Source organism: Cryptosporangium sp. NPDC048952 (assembly GCF_043197895.1).
Lineage (GTDB): Bacteria > Actinomycetota > Actinomycetes > Mycobacteriales > Cryptosporangiaceae > Cryptosporangium.
Window position 1 is genome coordinate 694429 of sequence record NZ_JBICTY010000004.1, and the last position, 18401, is coordinate 712829.

Annotated in this window: 19 protein-coding genes; 14 read left to right on the top strand and 5 right to left on the bottom strand. The window is 70.4% G+C overall.

The window, feature by feature from the left end; genetic code table 11:
- Genes ACGFY5_RS26065 through ACGFY5_RS26075 form a run of 3 tightly spaced genes read left to right on the top strand, consistent with a single transcriptional unit; the run spans position 1 to position 2434 of the window.
- Positions 1 to 738: a class I SAM-dependent methyltransferase gene (locus tag ACGFY5_RS26065; RefSeq protein ID WP_392723686.1), complete on the top strand. Its 738-nt coding sequence runs from the start codon at positions 1 to 3 to the stop codon at positions 736 to 738.
- The gene (locus tag ACGFY5_RS26070) at positions 735 to 1793 is read left to right on the top strand and encodes a prenyltransferase (RefSeq protein WP_392723688.1); all 1059 of its coding nucleotides are present in this window, start codon (positions 735 to 737) and stop codon (positions 1791 to 1793) included. The genes ACGFY5_RS26065 and ACGFY5_RS26070 overlap by 4 nt, the downstream gene beginning before the upstream one ends.
- Positions 1775 to 2434 (top strand): class I SAM-dependent methyltransferase, encoded by a 660-nt coding sequence (locus ACGFY5_RS26075; protein ID WP_392723690.1) that lies wholly within the window; start codon positions 1775 to 1777, stop codon positions 2432 to 2434. Before ACGFY5_RS26070 ends, ACGFY5_RS26075 begins: the two co-directional genes overlap by 19 nt.
- A 215-nt stretch (positions 2435 to 2649) precedes the next feature.
- Here the strand turns inward: ACGFY5_RS26075 and ACGFY5_RS26080 are convergent, their stop codons facing one another.
- The gene (locus tag ACGFY5_RS26080; protein ID WP_392723692.1) at positions 2650 to 2982 is read right to left on the bottom strand and encodes a hypothetical protein; all 333 of its coding nucleotides are present in this window, start codon (positions 2980 to 2982) and stop codon (positions 2650 to 2652) included.
- Positions 2983 to 3056: 74 nt separating this feature from the next.
- Between ACGFY5_RS26080 and ACGFY5_RS26085 the strand changes: the two genes are divergently transcribed.
- The 6 genes from ACGFY5_RS26085 to ACGFY5_RS26110 are packed head-to-tail and all read left to right on the top strand — an operon-like array spanning position 3057 to position 8848.
- A complete protein-coding gene (locus tag ACGFY5_RS26085; RefSeq protein ID WP_392723693.1) occupies positions 3057 to 3914 on the top strand; it encodes an amidohydrolase family protein in 858 nt (285 codons plus the stop codon).
- An 11-nt stretch (positions 3915 to 3925) separates the two neighbouring features.
- Positions 3926 to 5113 carry an amidohydrolase family protein gene (locus ACGFY5_RS26090; protein ID WP_392723695.1) on the top strand — a complete coding sequence of 396 codons (1188 nt, stop codon included), beginning with the start codon at positions 3926 to 3928 and terminating at the stop codon, positions 5111 to 5113.
- Positions 5110 to 5397 carry a hypothetical protein gene (locus tag ACGFY5_RS26095; RefSeq protein WP_392723697.1) on the top strand — a complete coding sequence of 96 codons (288 nt, stop codon included), beginning with the start codon at positions 5110 to 5112 and terminating at the stop codon, positions 5395 to 5397. The genes ACGFY5_RS26090 and ACGFY5_RS26095 overlap by 4 nt, the downstream gene beginning before the upstream one ends.
- Before the next feature lie 39 nt (positions 5398 to 5436).
- Positions 5437 to 7041, top strand: a complete 1605-nt coding sequence (locus ACGFY5_RS26100; protein WP_392723700.1) for a GMC family oxidoreductase — start codon at positions 5437 to 5439, stop codon at positions 7039 to 7041.
- Between the two features lie 41 nt (positions 7042 to 7082).
- The gene (locus ACGFY5_RS26105; RefSeq protein ID WP_392723702.1) at positions 7083 to 7832 is read left to right on the top strand and encodes an SDR family oxidoreductase; all 750 of its coding nucleotides are present in this window, start codon (positions 7083 to 7085) and stop codon (positions 7830 to 7832) included.
- A 32-nt stretch (positions 7833 to 7864) separates the two neighbouring features.
- Positions 7865 to 8848 carry an RNA polymerase subunit sigma-70 gene (locus tag ACGFY5_RS26110; protein ID WP_392723704.1) on the top strand — a complete coding sequence of 328 codons (984 nt, stop codon included), beginning with the start codon at positions 7865 to 7867 and terminating at the stop codon, positions 8846 to 8848.
- A gap of 51 nt (positions 8849 to 8899) precedes the next feature.
- Here ACGFY5_RS26110 and ACGFY5_RS26115 read toward each other — a convergent pair whose 3' ends face one another.
- Complete coding sequence (locus ACGFY5_RS26115; protein WP_392723706.1) at positions 8900 to 9706, bottom strand: NmrA family NAD(P)-binding protein; 807 nt, start codon at positions 9704 to 9706, stop codon at positions 8900 to 8902.
- Between the two features lie 80 nt (positions 9707 to 9786).
- Between ACGFY5_RS26115 and ACGFY5_RS26120 the strand changes: the two genes are divergently transcribed.
- The 4 genes from ACGFY5_RS26120 (at position 9787) to ACGFY5_RS26135 (ending at position 13980) form a co-directional block, all read left to right on the top strand.
- Entirely contained in the window at positions 9787 to 10740 is a 954-nt protein-coding gene (locus ACGFY5_RS26120) for an AraC family transcriptional regulator (RefSeq protein WP_392723708.1), read from the top strand.
- Between the two features lie 84 nt (positions 10741 to 10824).
- Positions 10825 to 13071, top strand: coding sequence for a molybdopterin cofactor-binding domain-containing protein (locus ACGFY5_RS26125; RefSeq protein WP_392723710.1), 2247 nt, complete (start codon positions 10825 to 10827; stop codon positions 13069 to 13071).
- Positions 13072 to 13078: 7 nt separating this feature from the next.
- The gene (locus ACGFY5_RS26130; RefSeq protein ID WP_392723712.1) at positions 13079 to 13552 is read left to right on the top strand and encodes a (2Fe-2S)-binding protein; all 474 of its coding nucleotides are present in this window, start codon (positions 13079 to 13081) and stop codon (positions 13550 to 13552) included.
- A complete protein-coding gene (locus ACGFY5_RS26135; RefSeq protein ID WP_392723923.1) occupies positions 13552 to 13980 on the top strand; it encodes a limonene-1,2-epoxide hydrolase family protein in 429 nt (142 codons plus the stop codon). The genes ACGFY5_RS26130 and ACGFY5_RS26135 overlap by 1 nt, the downstream gene beginning before the upstream one ends.
- Here the strand turns inward: ACGFY5_RS26135 and ACGFY5_RS26140 are convergent.
- Entirely contained in the window at positions 13970 to 14455 is a 486-nt protein-coding gene (locus ACGFY5_RS26140) for a GNAT family N-acetyltransferase (RefSeq protein WP_392723715.1), read from the bottom strand. The two genes, ACGFY5_RS26135 and ACGFY5_RS26140, sit on opposite strands and share 11 nt — an antisense overlap.
- 347 nt (positions 14456 to 14802) lie before the next feature.
- On the opposite strand from ACGFY5_RS26140, the gene ACGFY5_RS26145 reads away from it, so the two are divergent.
- Entirely contained in the window at positions 14803 to 16002 is a 1200-nt protein-coding gene (locus ACGFY5_RS26145) for a cytochrome P450 (protein WP_392723718.1), read from the top strand.
- A gap of 13 nt (positions 16003 to 16015) precedes the next feature.
- Here ACGFY5_RS26145 and ACGFY5_RS26150 read toward each other — a convergent pair whose 3' ends face one another.
- Positions 16016 to 17515 carry a serine hydrolase domain-containing protein gene (locus tag ACGFY5_RS26150; protein WP_392723720.1) on the bottom strand — a complete coding sequence of 500 codons (1500 nt, stop codon included), beginning with the start codon at positions 17513 to 17515 and terminating at the stop codon, positions 16016 to 16018.
- 12 nt (positions 17516 to 17527) lie between these two features.
- Positions 17528 to 18400: a TauD/TfdA dioxygenase family protein gene (locus tag ACGFY5_RS26155; RefSeq protein WP_392723722.1), complete on the bottom strand. Its 873-nt coding sequence runs from the start codon at positions 18398 to 18400 to the stop codon at positions 17528 to 17530.
- Between the last annotated feature and the right edge of the window lies 1 nt (position 18401).

The following is an 18401-nucleotide window of genomic DNA, read 5'->3' on the forward strand; positions in this document are numbered from 1 at the left end:
GTGCTGACCGTGGACTTCGACCGGCTGCGGGTCGGCCGCCGGACGCGTTTCATCGACGTCGGCGCCGGTGGTGGGCGGCACTCGTTCGAGGCGCTGCGCCGCGGCGCCGAGGTGATCGCGTTCGACCTGGACGAGATCGAGCTCAAGAGCGTCGCCGACATGTTCGCGGCGATGGAGGAAGTCGGCGAGGTGCCGCCCGGTGGGTCCGGTCGGGTGCAGCCCGGCAACGTCCTCGAGATGCCCTACGACGACGGCCACTTCGACGTCGTCCTGGCCTCGGAGATCTTGGAGCACGTGCCCGAGGACGACGCCGCGATCGCCGAGCTCGTGCGGATCCTGGCCCCCGGCGGAACGCTCGCGGTGACAGTGCCGCGGTGGCTGCCGGAGCGGATCTGCTGGGCGCTCTCCGACGAGTACCACGCGAACGAGGGCGGGCACATCCGGATCTACCGGGCCGACGAACTCGAGCAGAAGCTGGTGAACGCCGGGCTGGTCGCGACGCACCGGCACCACGCGCACGCGCTGCACTCGCCGTACTGGTGGCTCAAGTGCGCGGTGGGCTCGTCGAAGGACGACCACCCGGCGGTGCAGGCGTACCACAAGCTGCTGGTGTGGGACCTGATGAGCAAGCCCGCGGTGACGCAGGTGGCCGAGCAGGTGCTCAACCCGCTGATCGGCAAGAGCGTCGCACTGTATTTCCGCAAGCCCACAGCTTTCCAGAAGCCGGTCGCAGCATGACCGTGCCGGCGGTCGACGGCGTTTTTTCGACCGAACAGTGCGTGGAGACGGCGTCCGCGATCGCCGGGACCCAGCAGGCCTCCGGCGCGCTGCCCTGGTTCCCCGGCGGGCACACCGACCCGTGGGACCACGTGCAGAGCGCGATGGGCCTGAGCGCGGCGGGCTTCCTCGACGCCGCCGCGCGCGCCTACGACTGGTGCGTCCGGACCCAGCGTCCGGACGGCACCTGGGCGGAGAAGTACGTCGGCGACGAGGTCACCGATCCGAGCATCGACACGAACTTCTGCGCGTACGTCGCGACCGGCGTCTGGCACCACTGGTCGATCACCGGCGACCGGGGTTTCGTCGACCGGATGTGGCCGGTCGTGCACCGTGCGATCAGCGCGGTGCTGCGGCTGCAGACGCCCGGCGGGGAGATCCGCTGGGGCCGGGACGCGGACGGGGAGTTACGCAGCGAGGTGCTGCTCACCGGCAACGCGAGCATGCACCTGAGCCTGCGGTGCGCGGTCGCGCTCGCGGAGCTGGTCGGTGAGCTGGTGCCCGAGTGGGAGCTGGCCGCCGGTCGCCTGCGGCACGCGCTGGACTTCCACCCCGAGCGGTTCGCCGACAAGAGCCGCTACTCGATGGACTGGTACTACCCGATCCTCGGCGGCACGCTGCCCGCAGCGACGACCGCCGCACGGCTGGCGGCCCGGTGGGACGACTTCGTCGTCCCCGGGCTGGGCATCCGGTGCGTCGCCGACCAGCCGTGGGTGACCGGCGCGGAGACCTGCGAACTCGTCCTCGCGCTCGACGCGGTGGGCCGCAAGGACGACGCGCTGGAGCAGTTCACCGCGATGCAGCACCTGCGGGAGACCGACGGCTCGTACTGGACCGGGTACGTCTATCCCGACGCCACGCGCTGGCCGGTCGAGCAGACCGCATGGACGGCTGCGACCGTGATCCTCGCGGCCGACGCACTGTCACGCACCACGCCGGCCAGCGGACTGTTCCGCGGCGAAGGGCTCGCGCCCGGGGTATTGGAGGGGACTTGTCCATGTCCGGCGAATCGGTAGTTTTTCCGGGGGAGTTGGCAGCGCTTGCCGAGTCGGTGAAAGGCTTCATGCCTGCCGACGAAGGGCTCGCGCTGCACGCGGCCGTGCTGAGCCACCTCGGCGACGGTGTGGCGGTGGAGATCGGCACGTACTGCGGCAAGTCCAGCATCTACCTGGGGCACGCCGCGACGCTGACCGGCGGCACGATCGTGACGATCGACCACCACCGGGGCTCCGAGGAGCACCAGGAGGGGTGGGAGTACCACGACCGGTCGCTCGTGGACACCACCGGGCGGCTCGACACCCTGCCGGAGCTGCGTCGCACGCTTGCCGCCGCACGGTTGGAGGACGTCGTCACGCCGATCGTCGGCCGCTCGGTGGACGTCGCCCGCTGGTGGGCGCACCCGATCGACCTGCTGTTCATCGACGGCGGGCACACCGACGAGGCGGCGCAGGCCGACCTGCGCGGGTGGGCGCCGTGGGTGCGTGCCGGGGGAGCGCTCGTCATCCACGACGTGTTCCCCGACCCGGCCGACGGCGGTCAGGCGCCGTACCGCATCTACCGCGAGGCGATCGACGGCGGGGAGTTCGCCGAGGTGAGCGTCACCGGGTCGTTGCGCGTGCTGGAACGAGTGAGCACCGGATCGGGTACTCACCGCTGATGACCGTGTGAACATGCCCGGCCACGAGCCCGATGGACGCGACGAGCGCCTCATCGGCGGGGGAGCGTGACGACGAGTTCTCGGGCCTACGACGAGTTCCCGGCCCTACGAGCGGCCAGCGTAGGCCCGGGAACCTGTCGAAACCCCGGAAACTCGTCGCTGGCTCACCGCGTCCAGCGTGCCGAGGTCGCGGATCGCCTGGCGCGCGCGGGCGGTCATCGACAGGAACATCGCGTCGGCGGCGGGGGTGCGGCCCACGGCCGCGTACGCGCAGCGTGGTACGCCGCCACCAGGGAATCCTCGTGCGCGCGGCGGTCGGGTACCGCTAGCGACAGAGCCACGTTGCCGAGCCGGTAGTCGCCGTGGATCAGCGAGAACGGGTCCTGGTGGTGCAGCAGCCACGGTTCGGTGAGTGCGGCGGCGGCACGCAGCGTCTCCGCGTCCTCCGCGGGTAGCGCGGCACCGAACCGCCGCGACCGAGGCCCAGCGCGAACCGCCCGCCGGTCAACAGGGGATGGCGCGGTGGCCAGGCCGAGCGTCGAGGACACCGCACGAGCGCCTCCGCCGCGGAGCCATGCTGGCACATCTTGACAGAACTAGAATTTCGTTTCAGAGTGTCGCCATGACGCTTCCGGCAGGGTTGCCCGTGATCGACACGATGATCGGGTTCCCCCACGAGGGGTTCGCCGTCTACGACTTCATCCGCAAGCAGACGAAGGACGAGGCGTCGAAGGCTTCGGAGTTCCCGGCCGAGTACATGTTCAAGAACGTGCCGAAGGACCTGCCCACGTCCGACCCGATCAGCGTCACGCTCTCCGAGATGGACCGCTTCGGCGTCGAAAAAGGCATGGTCGGCGTGGCGGACGAGACGTCCCAGCTGGCGATCAAGCAGCACCCCGACCGGTTCATCCCGTCGGGGAGCGTCAACGACCCGAACGACGTCGTCGGAAGCGTCCGGGCGATCAGGCGGGAGTACGAGGAGTTCGGCATCCGGGCGACGTCGGCGTTCCCGAGCGGCACGTTCCCGCAGGTGCCGATCGACGACCCGAAGATGTACCCGATCTACGCCACGTGCGTGGAGCTCGGCATCCCGATCTTCGTCTGCGCGGGGGTCCCGGGGCCGCGGCTGAAGTTCGCGCCGCAGGAGGTCTCCCGCATCGACACGGTGATGTTCGACTTCCCCGACCTGGTGTTCGTCACCCGCCACGGCTGCGAGCCGTGGGAGCAGCTCGCCGTGAAGCTGATGCTCAAGTGGCCGAACCTGTACTACTCCACCTCGGCGTTCGCGCCGAAGTACTACCCGAAGGCCGTCGTCGACTTCGCGAACACCCGGGGCGCCGACAAGGTGCTCTACGCCGGCTACTTCCCGATGGGGCTCTCCCTGGAGCGCATCTTCCGCGACCTGCCGAACGTGCCGTTCACAGACGACGTCTGGCCCAAGTTCCTGTACGGCAACGCCGCGCGCATCCTCGGAATCTGAGAGGCGAAACCATGACCGAGCTGGAGTTCCAGTTCTTCGACTGCGACAACCACTACTACGAGGCGCTCGACGCGTTCACCCGCCACCTCGAGCCCGAGTACAAGAAGCGCACGATGCAGTGGGCGACGATCAACGGCCGCCAGCGGTTACTCGTCGGCGGCAAGGTCAACAAGTTCATCCCGAACCCGACGTTCGACCCGGTGGCCGCGCCCGGCGTCATGGACGAGTACTTCCGCGGCCGCAACCCGAAAAGTGCCGACCCGAAGCAGCTCTTCGGCGAGCTCGAGCCGATCCGCGCCGAGTACCGCGACCGCGACGCCCGCATCGCCTGCATGGACGCCCAGGGCATGGAGGCCTGCATCATGCTCCCGACGCTCGGCGTCGGCATGGAGCAGGCGCTGATCCACGACCTCCCGGCGATGACGGCCGCGTTCCGCGCGTTCAACCGCTGGCTCGACGAGGACTGGGGCTTCGCGTACCAGGGGCGCATCTTCGCCGCGCCGTACATCACGCTCTCCGACCCGGACAACGCCGTGCGTGAACTCGAGTGGGCGCTGGAGCGCGACGCGCGGTTCGTCGTCATGGTCGGTGGCCCGGTGACGACGGCGCTCGGTTCGCGCGCACCCGGCGACACGATGTTCGACGGGTTCTGGCAGCTGGCCAACGACTCCGGCATCACGGTGCTCTACCACGGTGGCGAGTCGCCCTACACGAAGTACCTCAAGGACTGGGGCGAGAACGACTTCACCGAGGCGTTCCGGGCCAACGCGTTCCGCGGTCTGGTCAGCGCCAACCCGCTCCAGGACACGATCGCCTCGCACCTCGCGCTCGGCCTGTTCGCCCGCTTCCCGAACCTGCGTGTGGCGTCGATCGAAGTGGGTTCGGATTGGGTGTTCCACCTGTTCGAAAAGCTCACCAAGTCGTACGGGCAGGTGCCGCACCTCTACCCGGAGGACCCGCGCGAGACGCTCAAGCGGCACGTGTGGGTGTCGCCGTTCTACGAGGACGAACTGGCGAGCCTGCTGCGCCTCGTGGGCCCGGAGCACATCCTGATGGGCTCGGACTACCCGCACGTCGAGGGGCTCGCGGAACCGGCGTCGTACATCAAAGACCTCAAGAACTACGACTACAGCGACGACGACTGCCGGGCTGTCATGCGCGACAACGGCCGGTTCCTGGCCACGCGCTGGCCGGTGTGAGCATGCTCGTGGCGAAGGCCAGCCTGGCCGGGCTGCTCCTGGAGGAGGGCGAGGAGGATCTGGCGGTCCTGCTCGCCCGCTCCGACCTGCCTGACCAGATCGACGTCGAGCGCGACGCGGCGAACCTCACCGCGATCGGCCTGAGCGGCGACGAGCTCCACGCCCTGCTGCCGACGATCACCGGTGGGACCGGGCCCGGAGCCGACATGGCCGACCTCGAACAGACGATTTCCGACCGCTGGGCCTACCTCGTCGACGACTGGACGGGAACGCGCCGCACGTGACCTGGGCAGATTGTGCCCTCGCGAGTCACAATGGTGGGAATGGGAGAGTACGACGTCATCGTCGTGGGTGCTGGCACCGCCGGGTGCGTGCTCGCGGGACGCTTATCGGAGAACCCGGACCGCCGCGTGCTGCTGCTCGAGGCCGGTCCGGTCTTCGCCACGCCCGGTGAGTTCCCCGAGGAGCTCCTGCGCGTCTCGTCGCTCTCTGCGGTTTTACCGGGCAATCCGTACAATTCACCGTGGTCGGCGTACCTCACACCGGATCTGCCGTGGACGATCCCGCGGGGTCGCGTACTCGGCGGCTCGGGCGCGATGAACGGCGCGAACTACGTCCGGGCGACCCGCGCCGACTTCGACGACTGGGTCGCGCTGGGTAACCCTGCCTGGTCGTACGAGGCGTGCCTGCCGTTCTACCGTCGCGCGGAGAACGACCACGACTACCCCGGCGACCTGCTCGGACCCCTGCCGGTGCAGCGGGTGCGGGGCGAGTCGCTCAGCCCGCTCTCGGCCGCGTTCCTCGATGCCTGCCTGGCGGCCGGCTTCCCCGAGGAAAAGAACAAAAATGGCGACGAGATGCCCGGCGCCGGGTTGATGCCGGGCAACTTCGTCGACGGGGTGCGGGTGAACACCGCGATCTCCCATCTCTTACCGCACCTCGACCGGCCGAATCTCACGGTGCGGGGGAACGCGTCCGTGACGCGGGTCGCTCTCTCGGCGGGGCGCGTGACCGGTGTCTACGTCGGTGACGAGTTCATCCGGGCCGACGAGGTCGTGCTCTGCGCCGGTGCGGTGAAGTCGCCGCACCTGCTGATGATGTCCGGGATCGGGGCGGCGTCCACACTGCGGGCGGCGGGCATCGATGTGGTCGTCGACCTGCCGGGCGTCGGGCAGGAATTCTCGGATCACCCGGACGTGTACGTGGGCTTCAGCGCGCGGGGTGAGCTGCCGTTCGACCCGTCGACGTTGACCGCGCAGGCGGCGCTGAACCTCGACTCGGGTGCGGACCCGGCCGGGGACCTGGAGCTGCTGCTGTTCGTGATCCCGCTCGGCGCGATGATGACCGATACGGGGAGCGGACGGACGTCGCTGGTGAAGGGCGCGTCGGACGTACTGCGTCGGCCACGGCGGACGCTGTCGGCGCTGCGGGGGGTGTCGTTGCGGCGGTTGGCGACGCAGATGATTCGGCAGGGTGACCTAAATCTGATGGTGGCGTTGCAGCATCCGGAGTCGCGGGGGCGCATCGAGCTGGTGGCGGGGGAGCCCGTGCTGCACTTCGACTACCTGAGGTCGGGTGTTGATCGGGCGCGGTTGCGTACTGGCGTGCGGGCCGCGGTGGAGTTGTTGCGGACTGCGCCGCTCGCTGGGTACGTGGGGTCGATCACGGGGCCGGACGATCGGACGCTCGCTGATGACGGGTTGCTCGATCGGTGGTTGCGGGCACACCTGAACTCGAACTTTCACCTGTCGGGGAGCGCGCGGATGGGGCCGGATTCCGACCCCGGCGCGGTTGTCGACGGTGCGCTGGCCGTGCGGGGTGTGGAGGGGTTGCGGATCGTGGACACGTCGGTGTTGCCGGTCGTGCCGCGGCGTGGCACGAATGCCACCGCGGTGATGCTCGGCGAGCGGGCCGCCACGTTTTTCTGACCGCACCGATGAAATCGCGTCGTCGGCGCGGTCTCATCCTCATGAGCGAACTGAACTCCCGGACCGCGATCGTCACCGGCGCCAGCCGAGGCTTCGGCCGAGCCATCGCCGAATCCCTCCACGCCGCAGGCGCCACGGTAGTAACCATCTCCCGAACACCGCCCACCCCCGCCGTCGCGGCGCGTGGGGGCGGCGGTACGGGCGGCATCGCGGCGGTCGTGGCTGATGCCGCTGATGAGCGGGTGGCGGGCACGTTGGTTGCTGAGCATCGGCCCAGGGTGTTGGTGCTCAACGCGGGTGCGGTACCGGCGATGGGGCCGTTGCACACGCTGAGCTGGGACGACTTCTCGCGCAACTGGCAGGTCGACACCCGGCACGCGTTCGTCTGGGTCCGCGAGGCGCTCAGGGCGCCGCTTCCCCCCGGCAGCACGGTCGTGACGATCTCCAGCGGCGCGGCGCTGCGTGGCTCACCGGTCAGCGGGGGGTACGCGGGCGCGAAGGCCGCGATCCGGTTCCTCACCGCGTACGCCGCCGAGGAGTCGGAACGCGCAGGCCTGGGCATCCGCTTCGCGACGCTGCTGCCCCAGCTCACCCCCACGACCGACCTGGGCCGCGCAGGCGTGGGTGCCTACGCGGCCCGGGCCGGGGTCGATCCCGAGGCCCACGCCGCGAACATGGGCCCCGTGCTCACCCCGCACGTGGTCGCGGAGGCCGTCCGAGCGGTGGTGACCGGCGCTGCCCGGGACCCCGAGTACCTGGTCACCGCCGACGGCCTTCGCCCGATCCCGTGACCCGAGTCGTCGATGCCTCCGCGACGGGAGCCGTGACCGCCGCACGTGGCACCGCGGCCGGGCCCTCCGCGACGGGAGCCGGAGCTGTCACGATCGACCCCGTGGCCCCCGACTTCGCCGACCTCACCGATCCGTACCGCGGTGAGATCCTGGCTCACTGCTATCGCCTGCTCGGTGCGCGGCACGACGCCGAAGACGCTGTTCAGGACACGTACGTGCGGGCCTGGCGCGGTTTCACGGCATTCGAGGGCCGATCCTCGATCCGCCGCTGGCTCTACGTCATCGCCACTCGCGTCTGCCTCACCGCGCTGGAAAGCCGGAGCCGGCGCCCCATGCCCTCCGGGCTCGGCCCGCCCGGCGAGGGCCCCGGCACCGAACCCCCGCTCGACCTCGACTGGCTCGAACCACTCCCCGACGCGTTGCTCCGGCACGAGCGTGCGACCCCGGAATCCGTCGTGGCAGCCCACGCCGGGATCCGGCTCGCGTTCACGGTGGCGCTGCAGGTCCTCCCGGCCCGCCAGCGCGCCGCGCTGATCCTCGCCGACGTGCTCGGCTGGCCGGCGTCGGAGGTCGCCGAGGTGCTGGGCACCTCCCGTGCCGGCGTCCACAGCGCCCTGCAGCGCGCCCGGGCACGCCTGGAAACGCTCGGCGTCGCCGTGGACGACGTCACCGAACCGGACGACGCGGCGACCCGCATCCTCCTCGACCGCTACGCCGACGCCTTCGCCCGCGCCGACGTCGCACCGCTGGTCGACCTGCTGCGCGAGGACGTCGTGCTCGAGATGCCGCCGATCCCCACCTGGTTCCGCGGCCGCGACGCAGTCCTCGCGTTCCTCGAACGTCGCGTCCTCCGCGAGCCCGGCAGGTGGACCTTGACGCCGATCCGCTCGAACGCCCAGCCGGCCTTCGCCGTCCACGAGAACGGCGCCGCGCACGGCGTCCACATCATGACGATCACCGGCGGACGCATCGGACGCATCACCGCCTTCAACGATCCCCGCGCACTCGCGCGGTGAGCGGTCCCGTTCGGGCGGGTGCGGGCTCGCCGGAACGGGACCGCTCCGGCGTCACGCGGACCACGCGCCCGCGGCGTCCCGCGCGTAGTCCGAAAAGTCCCGCGCGGGACGGCCGAGGGCGCGTTGGACACCGTCTCGGACCTCCGAGTTGCGCCCGTCGAGCACTTCGGTGAACAGGTAGCTCACCAGCGCGATGACCTCCTCCGGCGTCTGCGCCTCCCGAAGCGCCGCCGTGTACGCGCTCAGCGGCACCGACTCGAACCGCACGTCCCGCCCCGACGCCCTGCTGATCTCCGCCGCGACCTCCGCGAAGGTCAACGCCCGCGGCCCGGTCATCTCGTACACCTGACCGTGGTGCCGCGCATCGGTCAGTGCCGCCACGGCAACGTCCGCGATGTCGTCCGCGTCCACGAACGGCTCGCGCACGTCGTCGACCGGAAGTTGCAGTAGACCGTCCTCGGACGGGACCAGATAGTCCTCGCTGAAGTTCTGCGCGAACCAACTGCAGCGCACGACCGTCCACTCAGGCGCCTGTGCCTGCACGACCTGCTCGCACGCCTCGGCCTCTGCTTCGCCCCGACCGGACAGCAACACCAGGCGGCGGACGCCCTGCCGCACGGCTTCGGTGCAGAATGCCTCGATCGTCTGCGAGGCGCCGGGAACGGCGAGGTCGGGGACGAACGCGAGGTAGGCGGCGTCCACGCCGGTCAGCGCGGCGGGCCAGGTCTCGGGCGCGTACCAGTCGAACGGCGGGGTGCCGCCGCGGGAGCCGATGCGGGTCTCGATGCCGCGCGCGTCGAGGCGGGCGGCGATGCGGCGGCCGGTCTTTCCGTGTCCTGCGGTGATCAGAATTGTCATGCCTCAAGGAGACGATGTTCGCTGAGACTCTTCCATCGCCGTAAGCCGCGCCCGCATACGTGATCGTCTACGGTGTTCGCGTGGACACTCTTGCCGGTCTCCTCGACGGGCCGCGTGCCCGCGGCGCGTTCCTGGTCCGTTCGCTGCTGACGCCGCCCTGGTCGATCCGGCTGCGCGACGAGTCGCCGCTGACGGTGTGCGCGGTGGTGCACGGCGAGGCGTGCGTCCTGCCGGAAGCCGGCGGCGTCATCTGGCTCGAGGCCGGTGACCTGGCCATCTTTCGCGGACCCGACCACTACACGGTCGCCGATTCCGCCGACACCGCGCCGCAGGTGCACATCCTGCCGGGCCAGGAGTGCCAGACCCCCGAGGGCCTCCCGCTCGGCCTGATGACCGACCTGATGGCGCCGCCCGGTGCGCTCGGTGTCCGCACCTGGGGTAACGACGCGACCGGCGGCACCGAACTGCTGACCGGAACCTACGAGGCGCACAGCGAGGTGAGTTCCCGCCTGCTGGCGACGCTCCCGCCGGTGCTGGTGATCCGGCACTCCGCCTGGGAGAACCCCCTGATCGGGTTCCTGGCCGAGGAGATCGTGCGTGACTCGCCGGGCCAGCACGCCGTGCTCGACCGGCTACTCGACCTGCTGCTGATCGGCGCACTGCGCTGGTGGTTCGCGCGGCAGGACTCCGCCGCGCCGGGCTGGTACCGCGCCCACGGCGACCCGGTCGTGGGACCGGCGGTCCGGATGCTGCAGTCCGACCCGGCCCGGGCGTGGACGGTCGCGCTGCTGGCCCGCGAGACCGGCGTCTCCCGGGCAGCACTCGCGCGCCGGTTCACCGAACTCGTCGGTGAACCGCCGATGGCGTTCCTGACCGGCTGGCGGCTGGCTCTGGCCGCAGACCTACTCCGCGAACCCGACGCCACACTGGCGGCCGTGGCGCGCAGAGTCGGTTACAGCAGCCCGTTCGCGTTGAGCTCGGCGTTCAAGCGGGTGCGGGGCGTGAGCCCGGCGGAGTTCCGCGCAGCGGTCTAGGTCGCAGCTGTCTCACGAAAGGTAACGAGACCAAAATCGACATTCCTGCCACCAACCGCCCCAGCTAGGGCAAGGTGTGCTCGCATGGAGATCGGGCGACGGCGTTTCCTCGGGTATGTGCTGGCCGCGCCGACGTTGGTGGCGGCTGCCGAACTGGTACTCCCCGCCCGCGCGACGGCCATCGACATCACCGAGATCGTCGACCTCAACGACGCGATGACGCTCGCGGCGGCGCCGACCGCGAACCTGATCGCCGTCGTCGTGAACACCGACGGCACGGTGTCGTTCGCCCTGCCCCGCGCCGAGGTGGGCCAGGGCATCACCACGTCGACGTCGATGCTGATCGCCGAGGAGCTGTCGGTCCCGCTCGACCGGGTGCGCGTCACGCTGGCCGACGCCCGGCCGGAACTGCTGTTCAACCAGCTCACCGGTGGCTCCAACACCACGTTCTCCACCTACACCCCGATCCGGGTCGCTGCGGCCATCGCTCGAGGACGGCTCCTCGACGCCGCGGCGGCCCAGCTCGGCACCACCGCGCTCACGCTGAAGGACGGGGTGATCAGCGACAGCGCCGGCCGTAAACTCGCCATCGGCGACCTCGCGGTCAAAGCCGCCGCCAGCTTCGACGAGCAGGTCTCGGTGCAGCTCACCGCCCCGAAAGACTTCACCGTCATCGGGACGCCACGCAAACGCGTCGACGCGCTGGCCGCGGTGACCGGACGCAAGACGTTCGCCATGGACCTCGACGTGCCGGACGCGAAACCGACGATGGTGTGTCGGCCGCCGACGCTCAACGGCACTGTCGGCTCGGTGGCCAACCTGGCCGAGGTCCGCGCGATGCCGGGTGTCACCGACGTCGTCATCATCTCCACGGGTGTGGCCGTGCGCGCCGAGACGTTCGGTCAGTGCATCGACGGTGTGCGCGCGTTGTCGGTCTCCTGGGAGCCGGGCACGGCTGCGGGGAAGTCGGACGGCGATGTCCTGGCCTCCCTGCGCCGAGCAGAACTGCCGCTCGGTCCGAAACCCCTGACGCCGACGCTCGAGAGCACGTTCACGTTCTACTTCCGGGGCAACAGTGCGTTGGAACCCAACTGCGCGGTCGCCGACGTCCGGGCCGGACGCGCCGAGATCTGGGCGGGGCTGAAGTCGCCGATCGTGGCCCAGCAGACGATCGCCACGAAGCTCGGGTTGCCGGTGTCGGCCGTGAAGGTGCACGTGGTCGAGGGTGGGGGTTCGTTCGGGCGCAAGCTGTTCTTCGACGCCGCGCTGGAGGCCGCGGAGGTGTCGAAGGCGGTCGGCAAGCCGGTGAAACTCATGTGGCACCGCGCCGACGACGCCCGGCAGGGCCGTGCCCATCCGATGGCCACCTCGCGTGTGCGCTTGTCTCACGTCGATGGGAAAGTTCTGAGCTTCAGCCAGCGGCACACGAGTGTGTCGACGGACCTGGGCCACGGGCTCGGGGAACTTTTCACCGCGATGGTGGCGAAGCTGCCGGTGGGTGACATCGGGTTCTCGGAGACGTTCTTCCAACTCAGCCAGTCGACGCCGTACGAGTTCGGGGCCGTGAGCCGGCTGCTGGCCGAAACCGACAAGGGCTTCAACACCGGCAGCATGCGCAACGTCTACTCCCCGGACGTCACGTGCGCGCGGGAGCTGATGATCGATCAGCTGGCCCGTACCACCGGTAAGGATCCGTACCGGCTCCGGCGTGACCTGCTGCGGGATTCGCGGGCGCTGGCGGCGTTGGACACGGTCGCGTCGGTGGGCGAGTGGGGCCGGTCGATGCCGGAGGGCACTGCGCAGGGCATCGCGCTGCACACCGAGTACAAGTCGGTGAGCGCGGCACTGGTCGAGATCGACAACCGTCCGTCGACGGTGAATCGGCCGGTGCGCGAGGGGGTGACCGGGCCGCGGGTCACCAAAGTCGTTTTCGCCGTCGACGTCGGCCTGGCCGTGAACCCCCGCGGCCTCGAGGCCCAGATGATGGGCTGTATTTCCGACGGGATCGCGCTGGCGTTGACGTCCAGCCTGCACCTGCGGGACGGGTATTTCCTCGAGGCATCGTGGGACAACTACTTCTACACGCGCCAGTGGAACACGCCGCCGGATCTGCAGGTCATCGTGCTGCCGAACACGTCCGACCACCCCGGCGGCGCCGGCGAACTCGGTGTGGCCACCGCATTCGCCGCCGTGGCCTGCGCATACGGGCGCGCGACGGGCCAGCTGCCGACCAGCTTCCCGATCAACCACGGCACGATCTCGTTCCCCGTCAAGCCGACGATCCCCCCGGTGCCGCCGTCGCCGACCACTGGTCGTTCCCTCGCCGAGTAGGAGTGCTGTGCGTACTTTTCGCGTCAACGGCAAGCAGGTGACTGTCGACGTGCCCGACGACGTCCGTCTCCTGTGGGTGCTCCGGGACGTCCTGGGCATCACCGGCCCGAAATACGGCTGCGGAATCAACGTCTGCAAAGCCTGTACGAGCCATTTGAACGGTAAGGCCGTGAACCCGTGCGCGATCCCGGTCGGTGACGTGCAGCCGACCGACGAGGTCACCACGATCGAGGGCCTTCCTGCCACTGTGGGTGCAGAGCTGCACCCGATGCAGGAAGCCTGGCTCGACCATGATGTCGCCCAATGTGGGTACTGTCAGCCGGGCCAGATCATGGCTGCTGTCGCATTGGTTCGCCGTGTCCGGGCCGAGGGCGGCTCGATCACCGACGCCGATCTCGACGCCATCCGCAACGTCTGCCGGTGCGGAACCTATGTGCGTATTCGCGAGGCCATTCGGGATGGCGCCGGGCGGGAGTGGTGATGTCGTTCTCTGACCCGCAGGCGGTGGTTGTCGAGTTTCTGGCGGCGTTGGAGCGGCTCGATGTCGATGCCGCGCTGGACCTCGTGTCGGACGACGTCGTCTATCAGAACGTGCCGCTGCGGCCGGCCCGTGGACGTGCGGCAGTGGGGCGGACGTTGCGGCAGATGATGCGGTTTTGCAGCGGGTTCGAGGCGCGCATGCAGAACGTTGCGGCTAATGGGCCGATCGTGCTGACCGAACGTATCGACGTTCTGCGGCGGGGGTCGTGGAAAGCCGAGTTCTGGGTGTGCGGGACGTTCGAGGTGCGGGCGGGGCAAATCGTGCTGTGGCGGGACTACTTCGACTGGACGACCCTCTTGGCTGCCGGGGTTCGGGGTGCCGGTAAGGCGGTGCTGGGCCGGCTCGGCAGGCGTCCGTCTAGAGCGTGAGCTTGAAGCCGTCGTGGGAGGCGGCGAAGCCCAGCCGTTCATAGAAGCGGTGCGCGTCCAGGCGCGACTTGTCCGACGTCAGCTGCACCAACGCGCAGTCCCGGCGTCGTGACTCTTCGATCGCCCAGCGCATCATGGCTGCTCCGAGTCCTCGGCCTCGCCACGGCCCGGCGACGCGCACCGCCTCGATCTGTGCGCGGAGAGCCCCGCGGCGGGCGAGTCCGGGAATGAAGCTCAGCTGGAACGTGCCCACGACGGTGTGGTCTGCGGCGGCCACGATCAGCAGATGGGCAGGGTCGGCTTCGATCGTCGTGAAGGCGGCTTCGTACGGCGTGAGGTCTTGTGCGCTCTCGCGCCGGGCGGCCAGTTGGTCGGCGGCGAGGAGCTCGATGATCGACGGCAGATCGTCACGTTCCGCTCGCCGTAGCACGACGCCGCCGTCTTCGAGCACGACCGGCAGCGTTCCCTCGACCATCCCTGTACTCCTCACCGCCCGACGACCAGCCTGTCCCGACACGAAGACCTTAGGCGCCGTTCAGGCTACGATCGTCGGTCCACTCACGCTGCGCCGGGAAGCGCTCTCGATCGCCGGCGCCGAGTGCCAGGTGATCCTCGCCTACCACGCCGACCCGGGAACATCGTCGGCGGAAGCACTGTCGCGGCTTCTCTGACCACGGCGGCGGCGGTCGACACTGCCGCCGCAGGCCGGGGCGCGCGTCATCCGCGGCGCGAGTGGGCAGTGACTGTCCTGAATGCTGGGTCGGACGCCGGTATAGCTGCCAAAATGTCGGTATGTCGCGCTCTTCATCGCCAGCTCCCGTAGTGGACTTGCGAGACCCGGCTGTCCTCGGCGATCCGATGCGCGGCTACGACCACGTCCTCGCCGACTCGCCGGTCTGCTGGGCGCGGCTTCCGAGCGGGGACGAGGGGTGGCTGATCACCCGCAACGCCGACGTCCGGGCCGTCCTCGCGGACCCCGCTGTCCGCAACGATCCGACCGGGCTTCCCGGGCACGGTGCCCAGAGCCAGGAGCAGGCCTTCCTCGATCTGGGGACGCCGCCGGAGCACCTTCCCTACCTGCGGGCCAGCATGCTCAGCCTGGACGGCGCCGAGCACGCGCGGCTGCGCCGGGGAATCCGCGACGCGTTCACCGGGACACGGGTGAGCGCACGGCGTCCCCGGGTGCAGCAAATCGTCGACCAGTTGCTCGACCGGCTCGAGGGCTCCACCGGAGCAGTGAATCTGCTCGAAGGGTTCGCGTATCCGCTGGCCACGGCCGTGGTGTGTGAACTGGTGGGCGTGCCGGAGGCCGACTGGACGGACTGGTGGCGCTGGGGGAAGGTGCTGGTCGGCGACGAACCGATCCGGATCGCGTCCACACTGGGCGAGATGTTCGCCTACTGCCACGACCTGGTCGACCGGCGCCGCGCCGACCCGCAGGACGACCTGGTCAGCCGGATCGTCGCCCAGGACGGCACGACCGACGTCGACGCGGTGGCCCTCGTCGTGTTCCTCGTGCTCGCCGGGCACGAAACCATGGCGCACATGCTGTCCAACGGCGCGCTCGCCCTCATGAGCGACAACGCTCAGCTCGACCTGCTGCGCGCCGAGCCGGAGCTGTGGCCGGCCGCCGTGCGCGAGCTGGTTCGCACCGACGGCCCGGTGCAGCTCGCCCGGCTGCGCTACGCCGCGACCGACCTGGTGGTGGGCGGCGTCCAGATCAAGGCCGGCGACGCGATCCAGGTGGTTCTCGGGGCGGCGAACCGTGACCCGGCGCGATTCGCCCACCCCCACCACATGGACGTGCGGTGGCAGCACGAGCAGGGGCTGCGCGAGGGTGGCGTCGGATTCGGCTGGGGACCGCACCATTGCCTCGGCGTCGCGCTCGCGAAGCTGGAGGCCGAGGTCGGCCTGCGGAGCCTGTTCGAGCGCTTCCCGCGGATGAGCCCGCTGGGCGAGCCCGCGTGGGTGCCGCTGCCCCGCGGGCGGCACCGGGTCGCCCTGAACGTACGGCTGCGCTGAGGCGCCGGACTGCTCAGCGCGGACGCGCGAACGCGTCGACAGGCATCGTCAGCTCCGCACTCGACGCACCGCACGCCAGCATCCACAGCGCCGCGTCCGGGCCGAGGCTCCGGCCCAGGGCCCGCAGCGCCTCCGGGTCGGGGGAGAGGGCCTGCGCCTCCCCGATTCCCCGCCGGAACGCGTCGGCGTCCCAGCCGCTCGGATCGGCGTCGCCGAGACCGCGCGCCCCGGCGCTCATCGCGGCCAGCGTCGCGGCCGGCAGTGGGTCGGTCACGGCCATCAGACCGTGGGTGCGTTCCCCGACGAGCAACCCCGCCCACCGGGAGTTCTCCGGAGTGGGACGTGGCCCGGTCCAGGCGGGCCCGGTGCCGCCCACCGGCAGGCGCCCGGGGACACCGGCGGTGGCCCAGCGGCCGGCCCACTCGACGGCCAGGCCGGGAGCGCTCCGGGTAGCCGGGTTGTGGAACCGCGCCATGTCCCACCGGTTGCCGACCGCGACGGCGGCGAGGTCGTGGTGCGGCCAGACCCGCGCCTCCCACCAGAAGCCCCAGGGGAACGCGGCCGTGTGCCCCCACCAGTGATCTTTCCCTAACGCGGGGTCGGCGAGCTCGAGTGTCAGACCGGCGAAGGACCGGACGCCGCTCGGGCTCGGGCGCGCGACCCGCGGCGTCACCATGAGTTCCAACGACTCCGGCCGGACCAGGCCGGAGGTGCCCCGTGCGGTCCGCAGCAGGGACTGCAGCAGCCGTCCGACGTCGGCGGCAGTGGTCTGCAGACCGACGCCCGGGTAAGCCGCCGTGCGGAAACGCGGGCTCGGCACGCACCAGTCGCCGAACGCCATGTAGCCGGTCGCGGCACTGCCGGCCCGACCGCGCGAACCGGTCGCCCACGCATTCCGTGTGCCGTCGTCCACGCTCGTGCTGTTCATACCGGCCGCGGCGAACACCTGCTTCTGGACGCGGGCCCCGTACGGTTCGCCGGTCAGGTGCTCGACCGCGCCACCCAGCACCCCGATGCCGAAACTGGAGTACGCGTAGGGGCCGGGTTCGTTCACCAGCGGCACCGCCCCGTCGTACTCCACCGCCGTACCGGCCTCGTGCCGGCGCCGGACGTAGTCCAGGATCGACTCGGCCGGGGCCGCGGGTGACGTGGCCGTGACGATGTCGCTGTAGTAGCCGCCCTGATGGGCGGCGAGCATCGCCGCGGTGACTCCCGCCGGGGCCGGGCCGCGCAGCCCCGTGGGCAGGATCTGGTCGATCGGCGTGTCCAGGCCGACCGCGCCGTCTTCCACCAGCTGCAGGTACGCAAGCCCGGTGACCGGCTTGGTGAGCGAACCGCCCGGTGCGAGCGTCTGCGCGGTCATCGGGGTGGCCGAACGCAGGTCCGCGAACCCGGTCGCGGTCGTGCGCAGTTCGTCGCTGGTGGCTACCGCTACGGCCACCCCGGGTGTGCCGGTGGCCGCCGCCAGCCGGGGCAGCACGCGTTCCAGCGCCCCGGTCACGTCGTCGAGCATGGTTCTCCTCGCTCAGCCCTTGACCGGGCCACCGTTGATCGCGATGCGACGGCCGTAGCGGGTGAAGGGGTAGTAGTCGTACGTCGCGTGGTGCTGGACGCAGCGGTTGTCCCAGAACACCAGCGTGTTCGGCTCCCAGCGCACCCGGCAGGCCAGCATCGGCCGATTGGGAACGATCGAGAACAGCAGGTCGAGCACCGCGCGGCTCTCGTCGCCCGAGAGCTGAGGGATGTGCGAGGTGTAGGCCGGGTTGACGAAGAGCAGCGGTCGGTCGGTCTCCGGGTGCCGCGCCACCAGCGGGTGTTCGCTGGACGGCGGCTCGTAACCGGGCGGGATCGTGGTGCCGCGGAACGCCAGCGCCCCGTCGTGCACCGCCGTGAGCCCGGCCAGCAGCTCCTTCAGGGGCGGCGAGAGCATGTCGTAGGCGAGGTGCATGTTCGCGAACAGCGTGTCGCCCCCGCAGCCCGGCTCGGGCATCCGGGTGATGTGCAGCATCGAGCCGAGCGACGGTTCCGCGTCCGCGGTGCCGTCGGCGTGCCAGCCGTTGCCGAACACGGTCGCGGCCTCGGCCGAAGTCGCGACCTCCAGAACGTAGGGGTCGCCGTGGTCGGGGGGCGGGTTCACCGGGCGCAGCTCACCGAAGTGCGCGGCCAGCCGGTGGTGGTCGGCCGGCGTGAGGGCCTGGTCGCGGAACACGAGCACGTGGTGGTCGAGGAAGGCCGTCCGGAGCTCGGTGAGCTCGTCGTCGGTCAGCTCCGTGGTCAGGTCCAGGCCGGTGACCTCAGCCCCGATCACCGGGGTCAGGGCGCGCAACGTCAGCGTCCGGTAGTCGCGTGGGGGTCGGGTGGTGATCCGCCTGACGGCGTCGAGCTCGTACTGCTCCATG

Coding starts and splice junctions, on each gene's coding strand:
- ACGFY5_RS26125 (WP_392723710.1), top strand. CDS start 10,825: ATGGAGATCGGGCGACGGCGTTTCCTCGGGTATGTGCTGGCCGCGCCG.
- ACGFY5_RS26135 (WP_392723923.1), top strand. CDS start 13,552: ATGTCGTTCTCTGACCCGCAGGCGGTGGTTGTCGAGTTTCTGGCGGCG.
- ACGFY5_RS26155 (WP_392723722.1), bottom strand. CDS start 18,400: ATGGAGCAGTACGAGCTCGACGCCGTCAGGCGGATCACCACCCGACCC.
- ACGFY5_RS26075 (WP_392723690.1), top strand. CDS start 1,775: ATGTCCGGCGAATCGGTAGTTTTTCCGGGGGAGTTGGCAGCGCTTGCC.
- ACGFY5_RS26100 (WP_392723700.1), top strand. CDS start 5,437: ATGGGAGAGTACGACGTCATCGTCGTGGGTGCTGGCACCGCCGGGTGC.
- ACGFY5_RS26070 (WP_392723688.1), top strand. CDS start 735: ATGACCGTGCCGGCGGTCGACGGCGTTTTTTCGACCGAACAGTGCGTG.
- ACGFY5_RS26105 (WP_392723702.1), top strand. CDS start 7,083: ATGAGCGAACTGAACTCCCGGACCGCGATCGTCACCGGCGCCAGCCGA.
- ACGFY5_RS26090 (WP_392723695.1), top strand. CDS start 3,926: ATGACCGAGCTGGAGTTCCAGTTCTTCGACTGCGACAACCACTACTAC.
- ACGFY5_RS26140 (WP_392723715.1), bottom strand. CDS start 14,455: ATGGTCGAGGGAACGCTGCCGGTCGTGCTCGAAGACGGCGGCGTCGTG.
- ACGFY5_RS26115 (WP_392723706.1), bottom strand. CDS start 9,706: ATGACAATTCTGATCACCGCAGGACACGGAAAGACCGGCCGCCGCATC.
- ACGFY5_RS26150 (WP_392723720.1), bottom strand. CDS start 17,515: ATGCTCGACGACGTGACCGGGGCGCTGGAACGCGTGCTGCCCCGGCTG.
- ACGFY5_RS26085 (WP_392723693.1), top strand. CDS start 3,057: ATGACGCTTCCGGCAGGGTTGCCCGTGATCGACACGATGATCGGGTTC.